Here is a 16527-nt window from a genome sequence, read left to right as displayed (position 1 = left end):
TAAAAATGGCTGAACAACATGACGAAAGCAGTGTGAATGCCCTCCCATTTTGTTCAGCCTACAAATTACATATTTTTACGAAAAGGTAGCGCCACAGATTAAAATTTAGCGTGGCTATGACAAGCTACTACTTTACAATGGAACCGTACAGGTCAAAATCTTCAGCGCGGTCTACTTTTACCTCCACAAAGTCTCCGATACGTGCATAGTCAGTTTTCGCATTAAGCACGACCTCGTTATCCACCTCTGGAGAATCATACTCTGTACGTCCGATAAAATAATCACCATCGACGCGGTCCACCAATACTTTAAACTGTTGGCCAACTTTGGTTTGATTGATTTCGTACGAAATACCTTGTTGCACTTCCATGATCGCTTCCACACGCGCTTCTTTCACTTCCGCCGGAACATCATCTTCTAAACTGTGTGCATGTGTCTTTTCCTCGTGAGAATAAGTAAAACAGCCTAGGCGATCGAAACGAGTCTCTTCCACCCAGTCCAGCATCTCTTGGAAATCTTGCTCCGTCTCGCCCGGATACCCACAGATCAACGTCGTACGCAAAGCGATATCGGGCACTTTATCCCTGATTTTATTCACTAAGTCTACTTGCTTTTGCTTCGTTGTGCCACGACGCATCGACTTTAACATATTGTCGCTAATATGCTGCAAAGGCATATCCAGGTAATTACAGATATTGGAACGCTCGTTCATCACATCTAGAATATCCATAGGAAAACCCGATGGATAGGCATATTGTAGACGAATCCATTCGACTCCATCCACATCAGATAAATGACGCAACAAGTCCGACAAATTACGTTTCCCATAAATATCTAAACCGTAATACGTCAAATCCTGCGCAATGAGAATCAGTTCTTTTGTACCATTAGATGCCAAAAACTTGGCTTCTTTCACAAGATCATCTATAGATTTAGACACATGTGTACCCCGCATCAAAGGAATCGCACAAAAAGAACAAGGCCTATTACACCCCTCCGCAATTTTAAAATAAGAAAAATGTGATGGTGTTGTCAAAAGACGTTCTCCCAACAACTCGTGTCTATAATCAGCCCCTATCGTAGACAATAGATCCGGTAAATCGTTCGTGCCAAAATAAGCATCCACATTGGGAATCTCACTTTGCAGCTCCGGCTTATAACGTTCCGATAAACAACCCGTTACAATCACCTTATTAACTTTCCCTTGGTCCTTTAATTCAGAAAACTGTAGGATGGTATCAATAGATTCCTGCTTAGCATTATCAATAAATCCGCAGGTATTAATTACGACAATATCATTGGATTGAATATTGTTTGACTCATGAACAACCTCAATTTGGTTGCCTTTAAGCTGTCCCATAAGGACTTCGCTATCATGTATGTTTTTGGAACACCCTAGTGTTACGACATTCACTCTTGGCTTACTCAATACCGGAGCAGCCGTTGACTTTTTTGTTCTCATTGTATATATTTAGGACGCACCAGTTTCACAGTAGAAAATATGACAGGCATCCTGTTTTAACTTTTCTGGGAATTCTCAATCAGATTACCCTTTGAATAAGCTATCCACAAAATCTTTTTTATTAAACAACTGCAAGTCGCCAATTTTCTCACCGACACCAATATATTTAACAGGAATTTTAAACTGATCCGAAATACCAATCACTACTCCCCCTTTAGCCGTACCATCCAGTTTCGTTAAAGCAAGAGCATTAACATCGGTAGCCTGTGTAAACTGTGTAGCTTGCTCAATCGCATTTTGACCTGTCGAGGCATCGAGCACCAGTAAAATTTCATGTGGTGCACCAGGAACAACCTTTTGCATTACATTCTTAATCTTTGTCAGCTCATTCATCAGCCCCACCTTGTTATGAAGTCGTCCTGCCGTATCAATAATAGCAACATCATCACCATTAGCGACAGCTGACTTGACCGTATCAAAAGCAACAGACGCGGGGTCAGAGCCCATAGGTTGTGCCACAACACGTACCCCAACACGATCGCCCCACAGCTTAATCTGATCGACAGCAGCCGCACGAAATGTATCAGCAGCACCCAAAACCACTTTATTTCCAGCCTCCTTAAGCTGGTGCGCAAGTTTTCCGATTGTTGTCGTCTTACCAACACCATTAACACCCACAACCATAATCACATAAGGTTTATGGCTACCGTATTCAAAGTGTTCGAAATCGTTGCTATTGTTTTCAGCTAATAAATCCTGGATCTCCTCTTTCAGCAAACGATTTAAATCATCCGTACCGACATACTTATCCCGTGCTACACGTTGTTGTATACGATCGACAATCTTCAACGTCGTTGTAACGCCTACATCCGACATAACCAGCACTTCCTCTAAATTATCCAAGACCTCATCATCGATCGTAGATTTGCCGACGACAGCTTTTGTAATTTTAGAAAAAAAACCTTCTTTCGTTTTCTCCAAACCTTTATCCAGCGCTTCTTGAGCCTCTGGTGTTTCTTGCTTCTTTTTGAAAAAATCGAATAATCCCATACTATTTCGTGTGAAATGGATATTTGTTATACTCTGTTTAAAAACCTACTCAAACTTAGATAAATTTACCTGTATATACAATACAAGAGCATAGGCGGTACAAAAAAAGCCCTTTCGGCATGTTACCAAAACGGCTTCTTTATTTTTAAAGAAAAACTTTAAAATCTTCTCAACGATGTATGACTTTATGAAAGCTCCTTTCGGGCCATCTGCCAAAACTTTCGTTAAGAAAAAAGGAATATTTCCTACGTTGCTTATTTGGAAGCTGCTGCTACAACTTCTTTTACTTTATCATTGTGAACCATACTCTCTTTGAAAGTATAAGCTCCAGTTTTCGCAGATTTAGTAGTAAGAACAACTTTTGTAAACTCTTTACCACCCCCTTTTTGCAACGATGCAACTGCTTTCTTTGCCATTGTATTATATTTTTAGTTGAGCTTTAAGGCTCGGAGTTAATTATTTAATCTCTTTATGAACAGTAACTTTACGCAATACTGGATTGAATTTCTTCATCTCCAAACGCTCTGTTGTATTCTTTTTGTTCTTTGTAGTGATATAACGAGACATGCCCGGAAGACCACTTTCTTTGTGCTCAGTACACTCTAAAATTACTTGTACTCTATTTCCTTTTTTAGCCATGGTTTTACTTTATTGCAACCTCAACGGAGGTTAGATTTCGCGAATATTATAGATAACAGACGGTAATTATTAAATAGATCCTTTTTGGATAAATTTACTGATTACTGCTGTAATACCGTTTTTATTGATAGTCTTAATTGCAGAAGTAGATACTTTTAGTGTAATCCAACGATCTTCTTCTGGAATATAGAAACGCTTAGTTTGTAAATTTGGATAAAATTTACGTTTAGTCTTTACGTTTGAGTGCGAAACGTTATTTCCTTTTAATGCCGCCTTGCCTGTTAAATCACAAATTCTTGACATGATATTTGATTTTTAATGTTGTCTGTTCTCTTTCTGCTCTTTTCACAAAGAGTTTGCAAATATCTATATTTATATCCGTAAATACAAGAGAGAAAACAGAATAATTAAAAAAACAGTCCTTTACAACGCTTACTTTAAGCACTAATCCCCTTCTAATACCGCATTAAGCAATCCATTAGACGGTTTAAAAAAATCCTTTCTCCTTTAGTACCTTTGTAAAAAAAAGACAACGATCAATAAAATGCTCCATAAAACAAAAGGAATTGCCCTAAAGACAACAAGCTATTCAGAAAACAGCATTATAGTACATATATATACAGAGCAATTCGGTATGCAATCATACATTATTAATGGAGCAAAGAAACCGAAAGCCAAGATCCATGCAAACCTGTTTCAACCCCTACACCCGCTCGAGATGGTGGTCTATCACAAAGATAATGGCGGGTTACAACATATCAAAGAAGCGCAACACGCCCCTATCCTAAAACAGATACCATTGGACATTATAAAAAGTTCGCTGGCCTTGTTTCTCAATGAAGTATTATATAAAGCTTTAAAATCACAATCTCCTGACCCATTTCTTTTTCATTATATACAACAATCGATCCACTGGCTTGATCAAACGGAAGACAACCTCGCAAACTTCCACCTCGTATTTCTTATCAAGCTCAGTCGTTTCTTGGGTTTCCTACCGCTGCAAACCTCCGGAAAACAACTCCCATACTTTGACCTTATGGACGGCATATTCACGACAAACCTACCAGCCCATACGCATGTTTTACAAGCACCGCACACGGAGATCCTATACCGTCTCTTACAAATGACTTTCGAACAATCTTCTTCCTTAAAAATGGAGAAAGAAGACCGTAAGTTCCTGCTGGAAAAGTTGCTTGAATTTTACAAGCTACATACCGAGAACTTCGGAACAGTGCATGCATTATATATCCTGGAGGAGATATTTCAGTAAGCCACAAAACACTTCCTCACTAAAATTGTTAATCTATTGGTCTTTTTTAAGAACACCAACAGATTATCCACGTAAAACCAAATAACTATGGAATGGTTCCTCAAAGTCGTAAGAGACAATTACACAAATTTTAATGGGCGTGCACGTCGAAAAGAATATTGGATGTTTGTACTATTTAACATCATTATTAGCGGAGCGCTGAGCCTCGTAGATCGCATATTCGGGCTTACCTATGGAGACACATCTCCCTACCAATCGGGCGTACTATCCTCCATTTATGCACTAGCCGTCCTACTGCCCTCTATTGCTGTTGCAGTTCGTCGGCTACACGACACCAACAAATCTGGGTGGTTCCTTTTAGTCGCGTTTATCCCTTTTGTAGGTTGGATATATTTAATTTATCTTTTCATTAAAGAGGGAGATCGAGGACAAAATCAATACGGTCCAGACCCAAAAGGCAATGAAAGCAACCCTTTTGGTAACTTCCCTCCAATCCCAGGAAGTCGATAGAGGCAGCATTATATTAAATCTCGTTCCATGCGGAAACAAAAAAGCCAGACATATTAATATGTCTGGCTTTTTCACAATAAATATATTATAAATCTATTCTTAGATAAGTTTTACATTTACCGCATTAAGACCTTTACGGCCTTGTTCTACTTCGTAAGAAACCTGGTCGTTCTCACGAACTTTGTCAACCAATCCTGAAACGTGAACAAAAATCTCGCTCTCGCCAGAGTTAGGAATGATGAAACCGAAACCTTTGGTCTCATTAAAGAATTTTACTACGCCTTCTTGCATTTTAAATAATATTGTTTTTTGTAATATTCTAAAGGTATAAATTATTTTTCCCATTGACTAGATTTATTTTAAAAAAAATTAAACGTTCCATATACAGACGAGTCCTAGCTTTGAAAACGATTGCATTAAGCTATAACAATGAGCTATAGTAATGCAGAAAAAAATAACAGCCGTTTTAAAAAGAGCTGTAACATGACTGTCCATTTTATCGTTTGATAGCAAAAAATGGATGAATTTTTGTAGTATACACTTATATTTAAAAACAAACATGAAAAGAGTACTTATTTTAATCGCAGCAATTTTTACAATGACAATGGCGAACGCACAAACTGCAAACCCTGAATTCAGCCGTAAAGTTTCCACTAGAGGCTATGCTGAACGTGAAGTAACTCCAGATATCATTTATCTGTCTATTTCCTTAAAAGAATATTTCGTTGATGGCAACACCAAGAAAAAAATGCCGATCGAAACACTTGAGAAACAATTGTATGATGCAGCGCTAGCAATTGGAGTGAAGAAAGAAGATTTTACAATCCAGAACATCTACAGCTATAACTACGACAACAACACGAAGAAGAAAAACACGGAGCTTTTACAAGCGAAACAATTTCGCCTGAAAATAAGCAACTTAAATGGCATCAACAGCATGCTAGACAAAGTCGATGCTAAAGGACTGGAAAGCACTTCAATCAACGGGTACGATCACAGCCAAAAACGTCAAATCGAAAAAGAGCTTAAAGTGGCTGCTGTGCAAGACGCACGTGCGAATGCTGAAATTATTGCTTCAGCTACAGGAGATAAAATCGGCAAAGTCTTAATGATCAACGACAATAGCTCTTTTGGTTGGAACGATGTGCAACCTCGCATGTATGCGATGGCAAAATCAGAAATGGCAATGGCGGCAGACGGCGGCAATGCACAAGATTTAGATATCAGCATCCGTCCGATCAAGCTCACATGCAACATCGACGGGGTTTACGAACTTCTATAACATAATGCGAAGAGAACGGACCAGCACACCCACAAAGGTCTCCGAAGATTTTTACTGGGTACGAAAAGTAACCGTACTCTTGGATAGTAAGTTTAGAATTGGTCAATTCAGATTTGGGATTGACCCAATTCTAAACTTTATTCCTATTGCAGGACAAATTATTACCTTCACTATCTCCGTTCTACTTGTACTAATCATGTTCCGGAACGGCGTCAGTTCAAAAGCAGCGACAAAAATGTTGTTAAATACAATGACCGATGCAACAGTAGGCGCTATCCCCTTTATAGGCAATATTTACGATTTTTATAGTAAAGCCAATCAAAAGAACATTCGTATTCTTGAAGAATACTACTATGAAAACAAACACCAAGGGAGCGCGAAAGGCATCCTCTTTAGTATTTTCGCTATTCTCCTCCTCCTCTGCACACTTATTATAATACTTCTCTGGTCATTAGGTAAATGGCTAATCGCATTATTTTAAACAGAACCACATTCCGTTAAAAACCTTTACTATTTTTGCATGTATGAGCAAGACAAGAATTTTTGCATTAACACTCATTGCGTTAATGTTGGTTGCTGTTTTCACCAATCCGACCACCGAACAAATGGAAGCGGAAGTTAAGGCCAAAGCAACGCAGCTACTAAAGCAAAAAGCCGGAAAAAAGAACGACGAAGTCATCGATTTCGGCATGAAGTTATTTGGCAATACGCTTATTGACCAATTTCTAGAAAACCATATCAAAGTAGAAAACTACTATCTCTTCTCACTAACCAAGATTCAGTGGGACAATCAAGAACAAGTTATTGGCGGAGGTGCGTTTAAACAGATTTGGTTAAGCCCAAAGATTGATGAAAAAGCAAAGCAGATTGTAGCAGCCATCAAAGGATCATAATGCTTGATATTCTATATAAAGACCTAGAGATTATCGCAATCAACAAGCCCCATGGGCTACTGGTGCACCGATCGTCAATTGCTGCCGACACCTCCGAATTTGCATTACAGTTGCTGCGCGATCAAATTGGACAAGCCGTTTACCCGGCCCATCGACTGGACCGAAAGACGGCTGGTGCGTTACTCTTTTCCCTTACAAAAGAGATGGATTCACAACTCCAAAACCTCTTTGCAACACGTCAAACAAATAAAACCTATTGGGCTATTGTACGCGGATATACGGAAGATACTTTCTCAGTCGATTATCCATTAAAAAAAGAAAATGGAACGTTACAAGATGCACTCACACATTTCCGGACGTTGCATCGCGCCGAGCTGCCGATACCACAAGGAAAACATACCACTTCTCGCTATTCGTTGGTTGAAGCGCTACCGATAACGGGCCGCATTCACCAGATCCGTCGTCATCTGGCACATGTTTTCCATCCTATCATTGCTGATCGTCCACACGGTTGCAACAAGCAAAACAAGTTCTGGAAAGAGACCTTCAAGATGGATAGCATGATGCTACATGCCAAGGAGCTCAGCTTCGTGCACCCTTCGAACCAATCGACGATAACCATTGAGGCACCTTTGCATTCCGAATTCGAACGTGTCCTTCAATTGTTAAATATAGAACCATGAAAGATCTCATCCTCGAAATACTCCTCACCATCAAAGGAATAGGTGCGGCCTCGGGTTTACTATACACGAACAACACGGTCCATATTATCTCCGACAACAGCAACTACCTGTACAGTTACACACTAACAGACCATGCTTTACAGAAGAGGCCGCTTCTAGAGGCTCCTGTAATGGAGAATATTGCAAAAAAAGACAAAGCGGATTTCGAAGCAATTAGCCAGAAAGAGAATCGATTCTATATATTTGGATCCGGATCCACGCTGAAACGAACGTCCCTTGCCACAACAGACCTCTCTTCAGAGAAAGCCATTGTTCTCAACGTAACCCCATTATACCAACAGTTGCAAAAGGATTTCCAGGTTGAGCAGGCTGATTTCAATATTGAGGGAGCCCTCCCCTATGCCGGATCTTGGTGGCTCTTCAACCGAGGTAACGGCCCACAGCAACAAAACGGAGTCTTTATTGTGAACACAGACTTCACCGAAGGCACAGCGTTCTATCCAATCACTTTGCCGAAAATCAATAATGTGGCAACAGGGTTTACAGATGCAATTTTACACGAAGGGCTTATCTATTTTATGGCCGCGGCAGAAGATGTCGCCTCCAATTACCTGGACGGCGAAGTAAAAGGTACACTAGTAGGCTGTCTGGACCCACAAGACAAATCGGTCGTATGGACAAAAACAATAAGTAATCATCATAAGTTTGAAGGTCTAACCTATTACGAAAGTACGCCTAACCACATCAGTTTCCTGCTCTGTGAAGACAGTGATGACGATACTGGCGAGACAAAAGTGTATAAGCTTAGCATACAACGGTAAATCGATTGCGTGAATTAAAGATTTGATAATAATTGAGGCTTGAAATGGTCTTTTTTTGACTATTTTTGAAAAAATAAGATTTATATAATTGACATGAGTAAAAACACTGCACTAACCGAGCACCATATCAAGCTTGGTGCGAAAATGGTACCTTTTGCTGGCTTCAACATGCCTGTTCAGTATTCTGGAATCAATGACGAACACGAAACCGTCCGTCAAGGTGTTGGCGTTTTCGATGTGAGCCACATGGGAGAATTCATCCTTAAAGGAGAGAAAGCATTAGATCTAATCCAAAAAATCTCTTCGAACGATGCGTCTAAGCTCTACGATGGAAAAGTGCAATATGCCTATATCCCAAATGAGACAGGTGGTGTAATCGACGATTTTTTAATTTACCGTATCGACGAACAAACATATTTCTTGGTGGTCAATGCTTCCAACATTGAAAAAGACTGGAACTGGATCAGCAAATTCAACACATTTGGTGTTGATATGAAAAACATTTCGGACAACACTTCCCTATTTGCTGTTCAAGGCCCTAAGGCAGCAGATGCATTACAGTCGTTGACCGAACTGGAGCTTGCTCCAATGGAATACTACACCTTCCAAAAAGGAACATTTGCAGGTGTAGACAATGTATTGATTTCTGCAACAGGGTATACGGGAGCTGGTGGATTCGAAATCTATGTAGCGAACGAAGATGCACAAAAAGTATGGGACGCTATTTTCGAAGCAGGCGCGCCATATGGTATCAAACCAATCGGTTTAGGAGCGCGTGATACACTGCGTTTAGAAATGGGCTTCTGCTTGTACGGTAACGATATTGATGACAACACGTCTCCTTTAGCAGCGGGCTTAGGTTGGGTTACTAAATTCACAAAAGATTTTGTAAACAGCGAAGCGCTAAAAGCAGAAAAAGAGAAAGGCGTATCACAAAAGCTCGTAGGCTTCGAAATGATAGACCGCGGTATACCACGTCATGACTACGAAATTGTGGATGCAGAAGGCAATAAAATTGGCCGTGTTACTTCAGGTACACAGTCGCCAACACTGAAAAAATCTATCGGTTTGGGTTACGTTGACAACGCTTTCACCAAAGAGGGAACAGAAATTTTTATTTCTATTCGTAACCAATCGGTAAAAGCGGTAGTTAAAAAACCACCTTTCGTAAAATAAAACATTAAAAAAGGGAGCTTTAAGCTCCCTTTTTATTTTTTCTTAACGGGTTTGCTTCCCGTGGAACTTGCTTTTTCTTTTGCATTCTTTTTAACAATCTTAAGCAAAACCACCTTCAAATAAACTAACACAACCAATAAGGCTACAGCAGCAAATAATACGAGTTGATTTCCCGATTGAAAAGATACGACCGCACTATAAACTAAAAAGGCAATAGCAAAGTTCAATACAACGTTTAAAATAAAATACTTAGTCATCTCTCTTGTTCTACTTTTTTCCCAATACGCGTTCTCGGATAAAAAAGAAATAGGCAACCCCAGCCAACACATTACCAAACACGATAAAGATGCATAAGAGCATGCGCTCGGTTGTGGATAGTTGTGTTGACATCATGATCTCTCGTAAAACTAAAACCACCCATAACAACGATAGTAGCAAAGCAATGCTTATCAACACATCTGCCAGGGAGAAATACAGCACCTTGAGAACAATAGCCAATATGTAAAAACCAAGACTAAAATAAAAAGCTTGTCTTGTTTGATGCACCAAATCTTTCATTTGATAAAGTTACACATTTTCTTTTCAGGGATTAGAAACGCACTTTTAGGTGACTAATTTATCCTAATAAACATCCATTTCTGGATCGATCTCTTCCTTCCATGCCAATATTCCGCCTTTTAGATTCGCTAAGTTATCAAACCCTTGCTGCTCTAACAACATCACCGCCTGCGCACTTCTTTTCCCAGAACGACACTGAATAATAACAGGTTTATCTTTTGCAATCTTATCCGCCTCAATAACAATACCTGCTAATGGGATATTTAATCCGTTAATGTGTGATACTTCGTATTCAAAAGGTTCACGAACGTCGATTAATTGAAAATCTTCGTTGCTATCGATCATGCCTTTTAACTCTTGAACTGTAACTTCTTTCATAGTTGTTTTTATTATCTCTAGGGCTACCAAACGCCACATAAAGTCTACCAAACTTACCTATTTTTATATTTATATGCAATGCCACAACGCGAACATCTCCGCTATATAAGTGATGTTTTTTGTAACTTGTCCCACCATTTAACAAGATTGTAACCCGCTCAAATAATACAGTATAGATCATGAATAAAAAACAAGTACTATCATTTCTCTCCTGCTTAGCCACAGCATATGCCTGTATGGCGCAAGTAAGTGTTGCACAAAGTGTAGACCCCACGGATGTAAAACGTATTATTGAAACACTTGCTTCTGATGATATGCGCGGGCGCGCATCATTCACGAAAGACATTGATAAAGCAGCCGATTTTATTGCCAATGAGTTTCGCCAAGCAGGCCTAAAACCATATACAGAAGACAATTACCGTCAAACTTTTCACGTCACCCGAATAACGCCCGGAGAACAGGTCCTACAGGTCAACCATAATAATATCCAAGCACAAGAATTTGTTGTCATTAGTGCATCACCCCAAATTCAATGGACAGAAAAAAGCAATATTGAACAGCTGGAAATAAAAAAAGGAGAAGATTTTTCTATGCGATTCCGAGAAATCGTACGCAATAACCCGAACAATAACATCGTCTGGGTAGATCCGTCTTTTGCCGATATGCTGGCACGATTCAAAACGATCTTTTCACGCGAAAATGTAACAACGAAGCAAGACCAAGACATAGCGGCAGGTCCAAGCAAAGTGTTTATCCTGAAACAAACGGCCATCAATTCCTTTAACATTCAAGCTAGTACAAAAAGACAAGATTTGCCTTTATTTAATGTCGCAGCTGTAATTCCAGGAAAATCTAAGGCCGACGAATTTGTTGTATTCTCCGGACATTACGACCATCTGGGCATCGTAACACCTGTCGGTCAAGATTCGATTGCCAACGGAGCTGATGATGATGCCTCAGGTACGACAGCTATGATTAGCTTGGCCAAACATTTCCAGAAGCTAGATCAAAACGAACGAACCTTAATTTTCGTTGCGTTCACCGCCGAAGAAATAGGAATGTTTGGTTCAAAATACTTCTCCAACAATATTGACCCCGACAAAGTTGTCGCCATGATAAACATTGAAATGATCGGTAAAGATTCAAAGTTTGGTCCGAACTCACTCTATGTTACAGGATACAAAAGCTCCAATCTGGCGCAACTTATGCAAGAGCAAGTAAAAGGTACCGCCTTCACCTTTCACCCAGACCCTTACCCGCAGCAGAATCTATTCTACCGCAGCGACAACGCCGTATTAGCAGCTCTGGGGGTACCCGCACATACCTTTTCTACCTCGCAAATTGACAAAGACGAATATTATCATACCGTAAAAGACGAAGTCTCTACGCTCAACATGAACAATATAAACGCCACCATTGAAGCTATTGCCACTGGTGTAATGGGCATCATCAAGGGAGAGCAAACGCCGTCACGCGTCGAGAAACTTAGAGACTAGCTTATTTAACCTCTATCTCTATCGTCTTGCGACCAATTCTTCCCATAAAATCTATTCCCTCGACCGTAATCAGGTACTTACCTGGGCGGTCGGCGGTATAGAAATCAAACTTCCCGTTCCCCGCTTGATCCGTAATAATATTTGGTTCCCAATGGATTGTACTACGTAAATCCTGGTTTAGCTTTTTATCTGAATCCACCTCATATACAGGTTTGTAAAATGTCTTGTTCAAGTGAAGACCTTTAGGTTGAACTGTCAAAATACCTTTAGGCACATAGTTACGCATCGCATCCTTACCCGTCTTGGAGGTGATGATTATCAAACCGTTCCCTCCATGCATTCCGTAAATAGCCGTATAGCTTGCATTCCGCAGAACTTCTACACTTTGCACATCCACGGGGTTAATCATCGATAACTGATCCCCCTCAATATACATTCCATCGAGCACGACTTGCATTTCGCCTCCACCCCGAGTGGTATGTGGTACTCCATTTTGAAACATCACGCCCATCAACCGACCTTGCAAACACATCTCTAGCGTTGCGCAAGTCTCCAACTCCTCCGCGGTGATCACCTGATCAGCATTACCTGGGCCATTCAGATTAGATGAGTTTTCAGAAGCTTTTTTTCGTGGCGCACGTGCAGTCACCGTCACAGACTCGATCGCAATGCTTTTCTCCATCAATCCTTGTGATTCTAAACCCGCAAAATATTGCTTGGATCGTGTAAGGTCCGCTGCCAACAATTGGTTAACATTATTTAATTCATCGGGGCTATTACGATTAGCTCCCACGATTGGCGCCGTTTCTCCTGGCACAACGATATCAATATTATTCTTGCCTTTGGTATCTTTAGCTGTAACCAAAAACTTCACACTATCCGGAAAGAAGAGTTCATCGAAAACAAAATCACCATTCTCGTTTGAGGTTGTATCAATAAAATCCATAAAATTCTTTGTCGACACCAACGTTACCTTCGCGTTTGGAAAAGGAGCCTTACGTCCTAGTTTACGGGTTTGTCCCGCAATTGTAATTCCCTTCTCAGGTGCAAAGGCTGGTGCTGCAGTATCCAAAGAGCCTTGTATATCGATTTTTCGCCATCCCTGCGTCAATAAGAGATAATCTATATCTTTAACCTTAACTTCCCCATCGAAATAGAAACCAGGCTTTTCGATATACCCTTTAATATCAGCCTGTAGAAATAAGCTGCTATATATATTACCCATCAAATTTGGCATTCCACCAACCGTACTTAGATCAACGACAGATGCCGATAACGCAGCATTCCGCACGGTATCCGTTGCTTTCCCCGTTTCCAGCTGCACCGTTACTTTTTTACGTGCGCCGTATACACTACCCTCTGTCTGTCCGGATAAAGGTAAGCGACTCTCCTCTTTATATAAAAATACTGGCCGCTCCACCACAGGGACCATATTATGATCTAAAATAGTAATCGTTAATATGCCTGAAGGTAAATCAGCCTTTTGTGCGACAAACGCTATCTCCCTCTTACTTGCCTTCTGCTTTGAAACATAGTAGACACGCCCTAAATACTGCACCAAGAAATAAATATCTTGATTGGTCCGTTTATCTTCCGTTAAGTTGACCTGCGCAAACAATTTAGTTGCACCAGCATTATTTACCACCATATTATATCCAGAGGCAACCACTTTTGGCAGTTCACTCTCCACGATGGTTCCATCGTCAAAAGTGGTTTTTGTCCGCAATGGCCCTTCATGATCGATGTATAGCATAGACGCCCCCATCCCGAGCTCATTCGTTTCCACCATGGCAGCCGTATCGCTCTTCTCTGTCAGGATCAATGTCTTGGATTTTATCCCCTTACCATCTGGTCGCAGCGATTTAATCGCTAAATTATTCAACCCGCCCAACAAGAAATTTCCTCCCTCAGCAAAAAACTGAACACTGTTTTTTTGTGCAATACCCGCCGGAAGCTTAAAAATTTTCTCTACACTATTCTTGTTCGCATTGTCAAAGGAAATCGACAGTCGTGCTCCAAATTGCTCTTCTTGGAAAGGAAGTATAATTTCTCCGTTCTCATCACTAGTTACTTTCCCCCGTTTTACGACCTTCCCGTTCTTCTCCATCGAGTAACGAACCGTAACTTTCTCTAGTGCTTTTTTATTCAAGTCTTCCAGCCGAATGATATATTGATTGCCCTCCACAGTAGAACTTGTAATCACATTATCCGAACGTCCATTACTAATATTTACTGGCTGATCAAAAAAATACATACTACTATCATTCCGCATCCAGTTGGTATACCCGCGGACGCGGTACGTCCCTTCAATCAGGGTGTCCCGAAGGCTGATATCACCGATACCCAAACCACTGGTAACAGGAATTTTGACACTTTGTATCTTATCCCCCTTCGGGTCAATCAAGTCTACATAAGCTATATTGCTCAGATTAGAAAGTAAGTTTTCCACCCCGACAACATCATATAGTTTAAACCAAATAGTTTCACCTGCCGTGTAAGTATGCTTATCCAAATGCACATACAACTTCTCTATCGGCCTATGGTCATGATAGCTGTTAATCTTAGCAAGAAGCGATTGAACATCCTGTGCAAAAATGGTAAATGGTAAACAAAGCAAGCAAAGGAGCTGTAGTTTCTTTAAGTTCATTATAGCAGGTTAATTTTTATTTAAACTTAGATAAAAATATTATCAAATACAATCGTTAAAGTATTACCTAATTATTATTTTTTCAGATCCCCCTCGCGTGCTATACAGCCTTTAATCACAATCAAATAGAGAAAATAACATCATATAACTTAATTTCTATAGATTATTAATTTACATCGGTATCTTTGCTGCCATGAACATCCTAATCATCGGTTCGGGCGGACGTGAATCTGCCTTTGCTTACAAACTATCGAAAAGTCCTAAATCGCCGAAACTATTTATTGCCCCAGGCAACGCTGGCACGCATCAATACGGACAGAATGTAGACCTGAAAGTAACAGACTTTACAGGCATCGCACAATTTGTATTGGACAACAACATTAATATGGTGGTCGTTGGTCCTGAAGAGCCTTTAGTAAAAGGTATTCATGATTTCTTCCTAGAACGTGACGACTTAAAACATATCCCTGTTATTGGACCAGAGCGCTTAGGTGCCCAGTTGGAGGGATCAAAAGACTTCTCTAAAGAGTTTATGATACGTCATAATATCCCAACGGCTGCCTATAAGTCGTTTGACAAATCAAACCTCGCAGATGGATTGGCATATTTGGAAACGCAAAAGCTACCTATCGTTCTTAAAGCAGATGGATTGGCGGCGGGAAAAGGTGTTTTGATTTGTGAAACCTTGGAAGATGCCAAAGCGGAGCTTAAAGCAATGATTGATGATGCAAAATTTGGTGAAGCAAGTTCTGTCGTTGTTATCGAAGAGTTCTTGAAAGGCATTGAACTTTCAGTATTTGTATTGACCGACGGAAATTCCTACAAGGTATTGCCTTCTGCGAAGGATTATAAACGCATCGGTGAGGGCGATACAGGACTGAATACGGGTGGAATGGGTTCTATCTCTCCTGTTCCTTTTGCAGATGAAACCTTTTTAAGCAAAGTAGAGGAACGCGTTATTAAACCGACTGTCGATGGCTTAAAAAAGGATAATATCCCATATAAAGGCTTTATTTTTATCGGTTTGATGAATGTGGATGGAGACCCTTTTGTCATTGAATATAATGTCCGCATGGGTGACCCTGAAACAGAATCAGTATTGCCTCGTATCGAATCTGACCTATTGGATCTATTTGAAGGGGTCGCGCAAGGAGATTTGCATACACGTTCTTTCACTGTGAGCACAAAAACGGCTGTAACCGTAATGTTGGTTGCTGGTGGATACCCGGGCGCCTACGAATCGGGGATGGAGATATTGAATATTGAAAATGTAGAGGACTCTATCGTGTTCCACGCAGGCACCAAATTGGTGGACGGGAAAGTAGTAACAGCAGGAGGTCGAGTAATCGCAGTAACAACGCTGCAAGATAACTTGCTTGATGCACTGCAACAGGCGACTGCAGATGCAGGAAGAATCTTCTACGAGCGTAAATATTTCCGTAGAGATATCGGCTTTGATCTTATTTAAAAAATAATCTTTTCAATGTCAATAGATTACAAAAAACTGCTTTAATTTATTTTGGTGATACAAATATTGCTCTTATATTTGCATCACCAAAAGCAATTGGCCCGTTCGTCTAGGGGTTAGGACGCAAGATTTTCATTCTTGAAACAGGGGTTCGATTCCCCTACGGGCTACGAAAAAAGCAACTCAAATGAGTT

General features: G+C 40.4%; 20 protein-coding genes and 1 tRNA gene. 11 read left to right on the top strand and 10 right to left on the bottom strand.

The window, feature by feature from the left end:
* Positions 1 to 127 precede the first annotated feature (127 nt).
* The 5 genes from rimO to rpmB form a co-directional block, all read right to left on the bottom strand.
* Positions 128 to 1462 carry a 30S ribosomal protein S12 methylthiotransferase RimO gene (gene rimO, locus B9Y69_RS16650; RefSeq protein ID WP_085474109.1) on the bottom strand — a complete coding sequence of 445 codons (1335 nt, stop codon included), beginning with the start codon at positions 1460 to 1462 and terminating at the stop codon, positions 128 to 130.
* 84 nt (positions 1463 to 1546) lie between these two features.
* Positions 1547 to 2512, bottom strand: coding sequence for a signal recognition particle-docking protein FtsY (gene ftsY / locus B9Y69_RS16645; RefSeq protein ID WP_085474108.1), 966 nt, complete (start codon positions 2510 to 2512; stop codon positions 1547 to 1549).
* 254 nt (positions 2513 to 2766) lie between these two features.
* Positions 2767 to 2928 carry a DUF4295 domain-containing protein gene (locus tag B9Y69_RS16640; protein WP_085474107.1) on the bottom strand — a complete coding sequence of 54 codons (162 nt, stop codon included), beginning with the start codon at positions 2926 to 2928 and terminating at the stop codon, positions 2767 to 2769.
* A gap of 40 nt (positions 2929 to 2968) precedes the next feature.
* On the bottom strand, positions 2969 to 3151 hold the full coding sequence (rpmG, locus tag B9Y69_RS16635) for a 50S ribosomal protein L33 (RefSeq protein ID WP_085474106.1): 183 nt from the start codon (positions 3149 to 3151) through the stop codon (positions 2969 to 2971).
* 69 nt (positions 3152 to 3220) lie between these two features.
* On the bottom strand, positions 3221 to 3454 hold the full coding sequence (gene rpmB, locus B9Y69_RS16630) for a 50S ribosomal protein L28 (RefSeq protein WP_085474105.1): 234 nt from the start codon (positions 3452 to 3454) through the stop codon (positions 3221 to 3223).
* Between the two features lie 241 nt (positions 3455 to 3695).
* On the opposite strand from rpmB, the gene recO reads away from it, so the two are divergent.
* A complete protein-coding gene (gene recO, locus B9Y69_RS16625; protein WP_085474104.1) occupies positions 3696 to 4421 on the top strand; it encodes a DNA repair protein RecO in 726 nt (241 codons plus the stop codon).
* Positions 4422 to 4508: 87 nt separating this feature from the next.
* Entirely contained in the window at positions 4509 to 4931 is a 423-nt protein-coding gene (locus B9Y69_RS16620) for a DUF805 domain-containing protein (RefSeq protein ID WP_085474103.1), read from the top strand.
* Positions 4932 to 5030: 99 nt separating this feature from the next.
* Here B9Y69_RS16620 and B9Y69_RS16615 read toward each other — a convergent pair whose 3' ends face one another.
* Positions 5031 to 5222, bottom strand: a complete 192-nt coding sequence (locus B9Y69_RS16615; RefSeq protein ID WP_085474210.1) for a cold-shock protein — start codon at positions 5220 to 5222, stop codon at positions 5031 to 5033.
* Positions 5223 to 5490: 268 nt separating this feature from the next.
* Here B9Y69_RS16615 and B9Y69_RS16610 point away from each other — a divergent pair, with 268 nt between their 5' ends.
* The 6 genes from B9Y69_RS16610 to gcvT all read left to right on the top strand — a co-directional run bounded on the left by B9Y69_RS16610 (position 5491) and on the right by gcvT (position 9786).
* Entirely contained in the window at positions 5491 to 6213 is a 723-nt protein-coding gene (locus tag B9Y69_RS16610) for an SIMPL domain-containing protein (protein WP_234991290.1), read from the top strand.
* A gap of 4 nt (positions 6214 to 6217) precedes the next feature.
* On the top strand, positions 6218 to 6694 hold the full coding sequence (locus B9Y69_RS16605; protein WP_085474101.1) for a DUF4112 domain-containing protein: 477 nt from the start codon (positions 6218 to 6220) through the stop codon (positions 6692 to 6694).
* 43 nt (positions 6695 to 6737) lie between these two features.
* Complete coding sequence (locus tag B9Y69_RS16600; protein WP_085474100.1) at positions 6738 to 7106, top strand: DUF4359 domain-containing protein; 369 nt, start codon at positions 6738 to 6740, stop codon at positions 7104 to 7106.
* Positions 7106 to 7789 carry a pseudouridine synthase gene (locus B9Y69_RS16595; protein ID WP_085474099.1) on the top strand — a complete coding sequence of 228 codons (684 nt, stop codon included), beginning with the start codon at positions 7106 to 7108 and terminating at the stop codon, positions 7787 to 7789. The genes B9Y69_RS16600 and B9Y69_RS16595 overlap by 1 nt, the downstream gene beginning before the upstream one ends.
* The gene (locus tag B9Y69_RS16590; RefSeq protein WP_085474098.1) at positions 7786 to 8610 is read left to right on the top strand and encodes a DUF6929 family protein; all 825 of its coding nucleotides are present in this window, start codon (positions 7786 to 7788) and stop codon (positions 8608 to 8610) included. The genes B9Y69_RS16595 and B9Y69_RS16590 overlap by 4 nt, the downstream gene beginning before the upstream one ends.
* Positions 8611 to 8703: 93 nt before the next feature.
* A complete protein-coding gene (gene gcvT / locus B9Y69_RS16585; protein ID WP_085474097.1) occupies positions 8704 to 9786 on the top strand; it encodes a glycine cleavage system aminomethyltransferase GcvT in 1083 nt (360 codons plus the stop codon).
* A 32-nt stretch (positions 9787 to 9818) separates the two neighbouring features.
* On the opposite strand, the gene B9Y69_RS16580 is transcribed toward gcvT, so the two are convergent.
* From B9Y69_RS16580 to B9Y69_RS16570, 3 genes are all read right to left on the bottom strand, one after another.
* Positions 9819 to 10043, bottom strand: a complete 225-nt coding sequence (locus B9Y69_RS16580; protein ID WP_085474096.1) for a DUF6358 family protein — start codon at positions 10041 to 10043, stop codon at positions 9819 to 9821.
* A gap of 10 nt (positions 10044 to 10053) precedes the next feature.
* Entirely contained in the window at positions 10054 to 10344 is a 291-nt protein-coding gene (locus B9Y69_RS16575) for a hypothetical protein (RefSeq protein ID WP_085474095.1), read from the bottom strand.
* Positions 10345 to 10407: 63 nt separating this feature from the next.
* Positions 10408 to 10722 carry a rhodanese-like domain-containing protein gene (locus B9Y69_RS16570; RefSeq protein ID WP_085474094.1) on the bottom strand — a complete coding sequence of 105 codons (315 nt, stop codon included), beginning with the start codon at positions 10720 to 10722 and terminating at the stop codon, positions 10408 to 10410.
* 179 nt (positions 10723 to 10901) lie between these two features.
* Between B9Y69_RS16570 and B9Y69_RS16565 the strand changes: the two genes are divergently transcribed.
* Positions 10902 to 12218 (top strand): M20/M25/M40 family metallo-hydrolase, encoded by a 1317-nt coding sequence (locus tag B9Y69_RS16565; protein ID WP_085474093.1) that lies wholly within the window; start codon positions 10902 to 10904, stop codon positions 12216 to 12218.
* A gap of 1 nt (position 12219) precedes the next feature.
* On the opposite strand, the gene B9Y69_RS16560 is transcribed toward B9Y69_RS16565, so the two are convergent.
* Complete coding sequence (locus tag B9Y69_RS16560; RefSeq protein WP_085474092.1) at positions 12220 to 14865, bottom strand: TonB-dependent receptor plug domain-containing protein; 2646 nt, start codon at positions 14863 to 14865, stop codon at positions 12220 to 12222.
* A 193-nt stretch (positions 14866 to 15058) separates the two neighbouring features.
* Here B9Y69_RS16560 and purD point away from each other — a divergent pair, with 193 nt between their 5' ends.
* Together purD and B9Y69_RS16550 are read left to right on the top strand one after the other, a co-directional pair.
* Complete coding sequence (gene purD, locus B9Y69_RS16555; RefSeq protein ID WP_085474091.1) at positions 15059 to 16333, top strand: phosphoribosylamine--glycine ligase; 1275 nt, start codon at positions 15059 to 15061, stop codon at positions 16331 to 16333.
* Positions 16334 to 16431: 98 nt separating this feature from the next.
* Positions 16432 to 16503 (top strand) — tRNA-Glu (locus B9Y69_RS16550).
* Positions 16504 to 16527: the final 24 nt, after the last annotated feature.

Source organism: Sphingobacterium psychroaquaticum (genome assembly GCF_900177625.1).
Taxonomy (GTDB): Bacteria; Bacteroidota; Bacteroidia; order Sphingobacteriales; family Sphingobacteriaceae; genus Sphingobacterium; species Sphingobacterium psychroaquaticum.
This window is presented reverse-complemented; position numbering and strand designations above follow the sequence as displayed.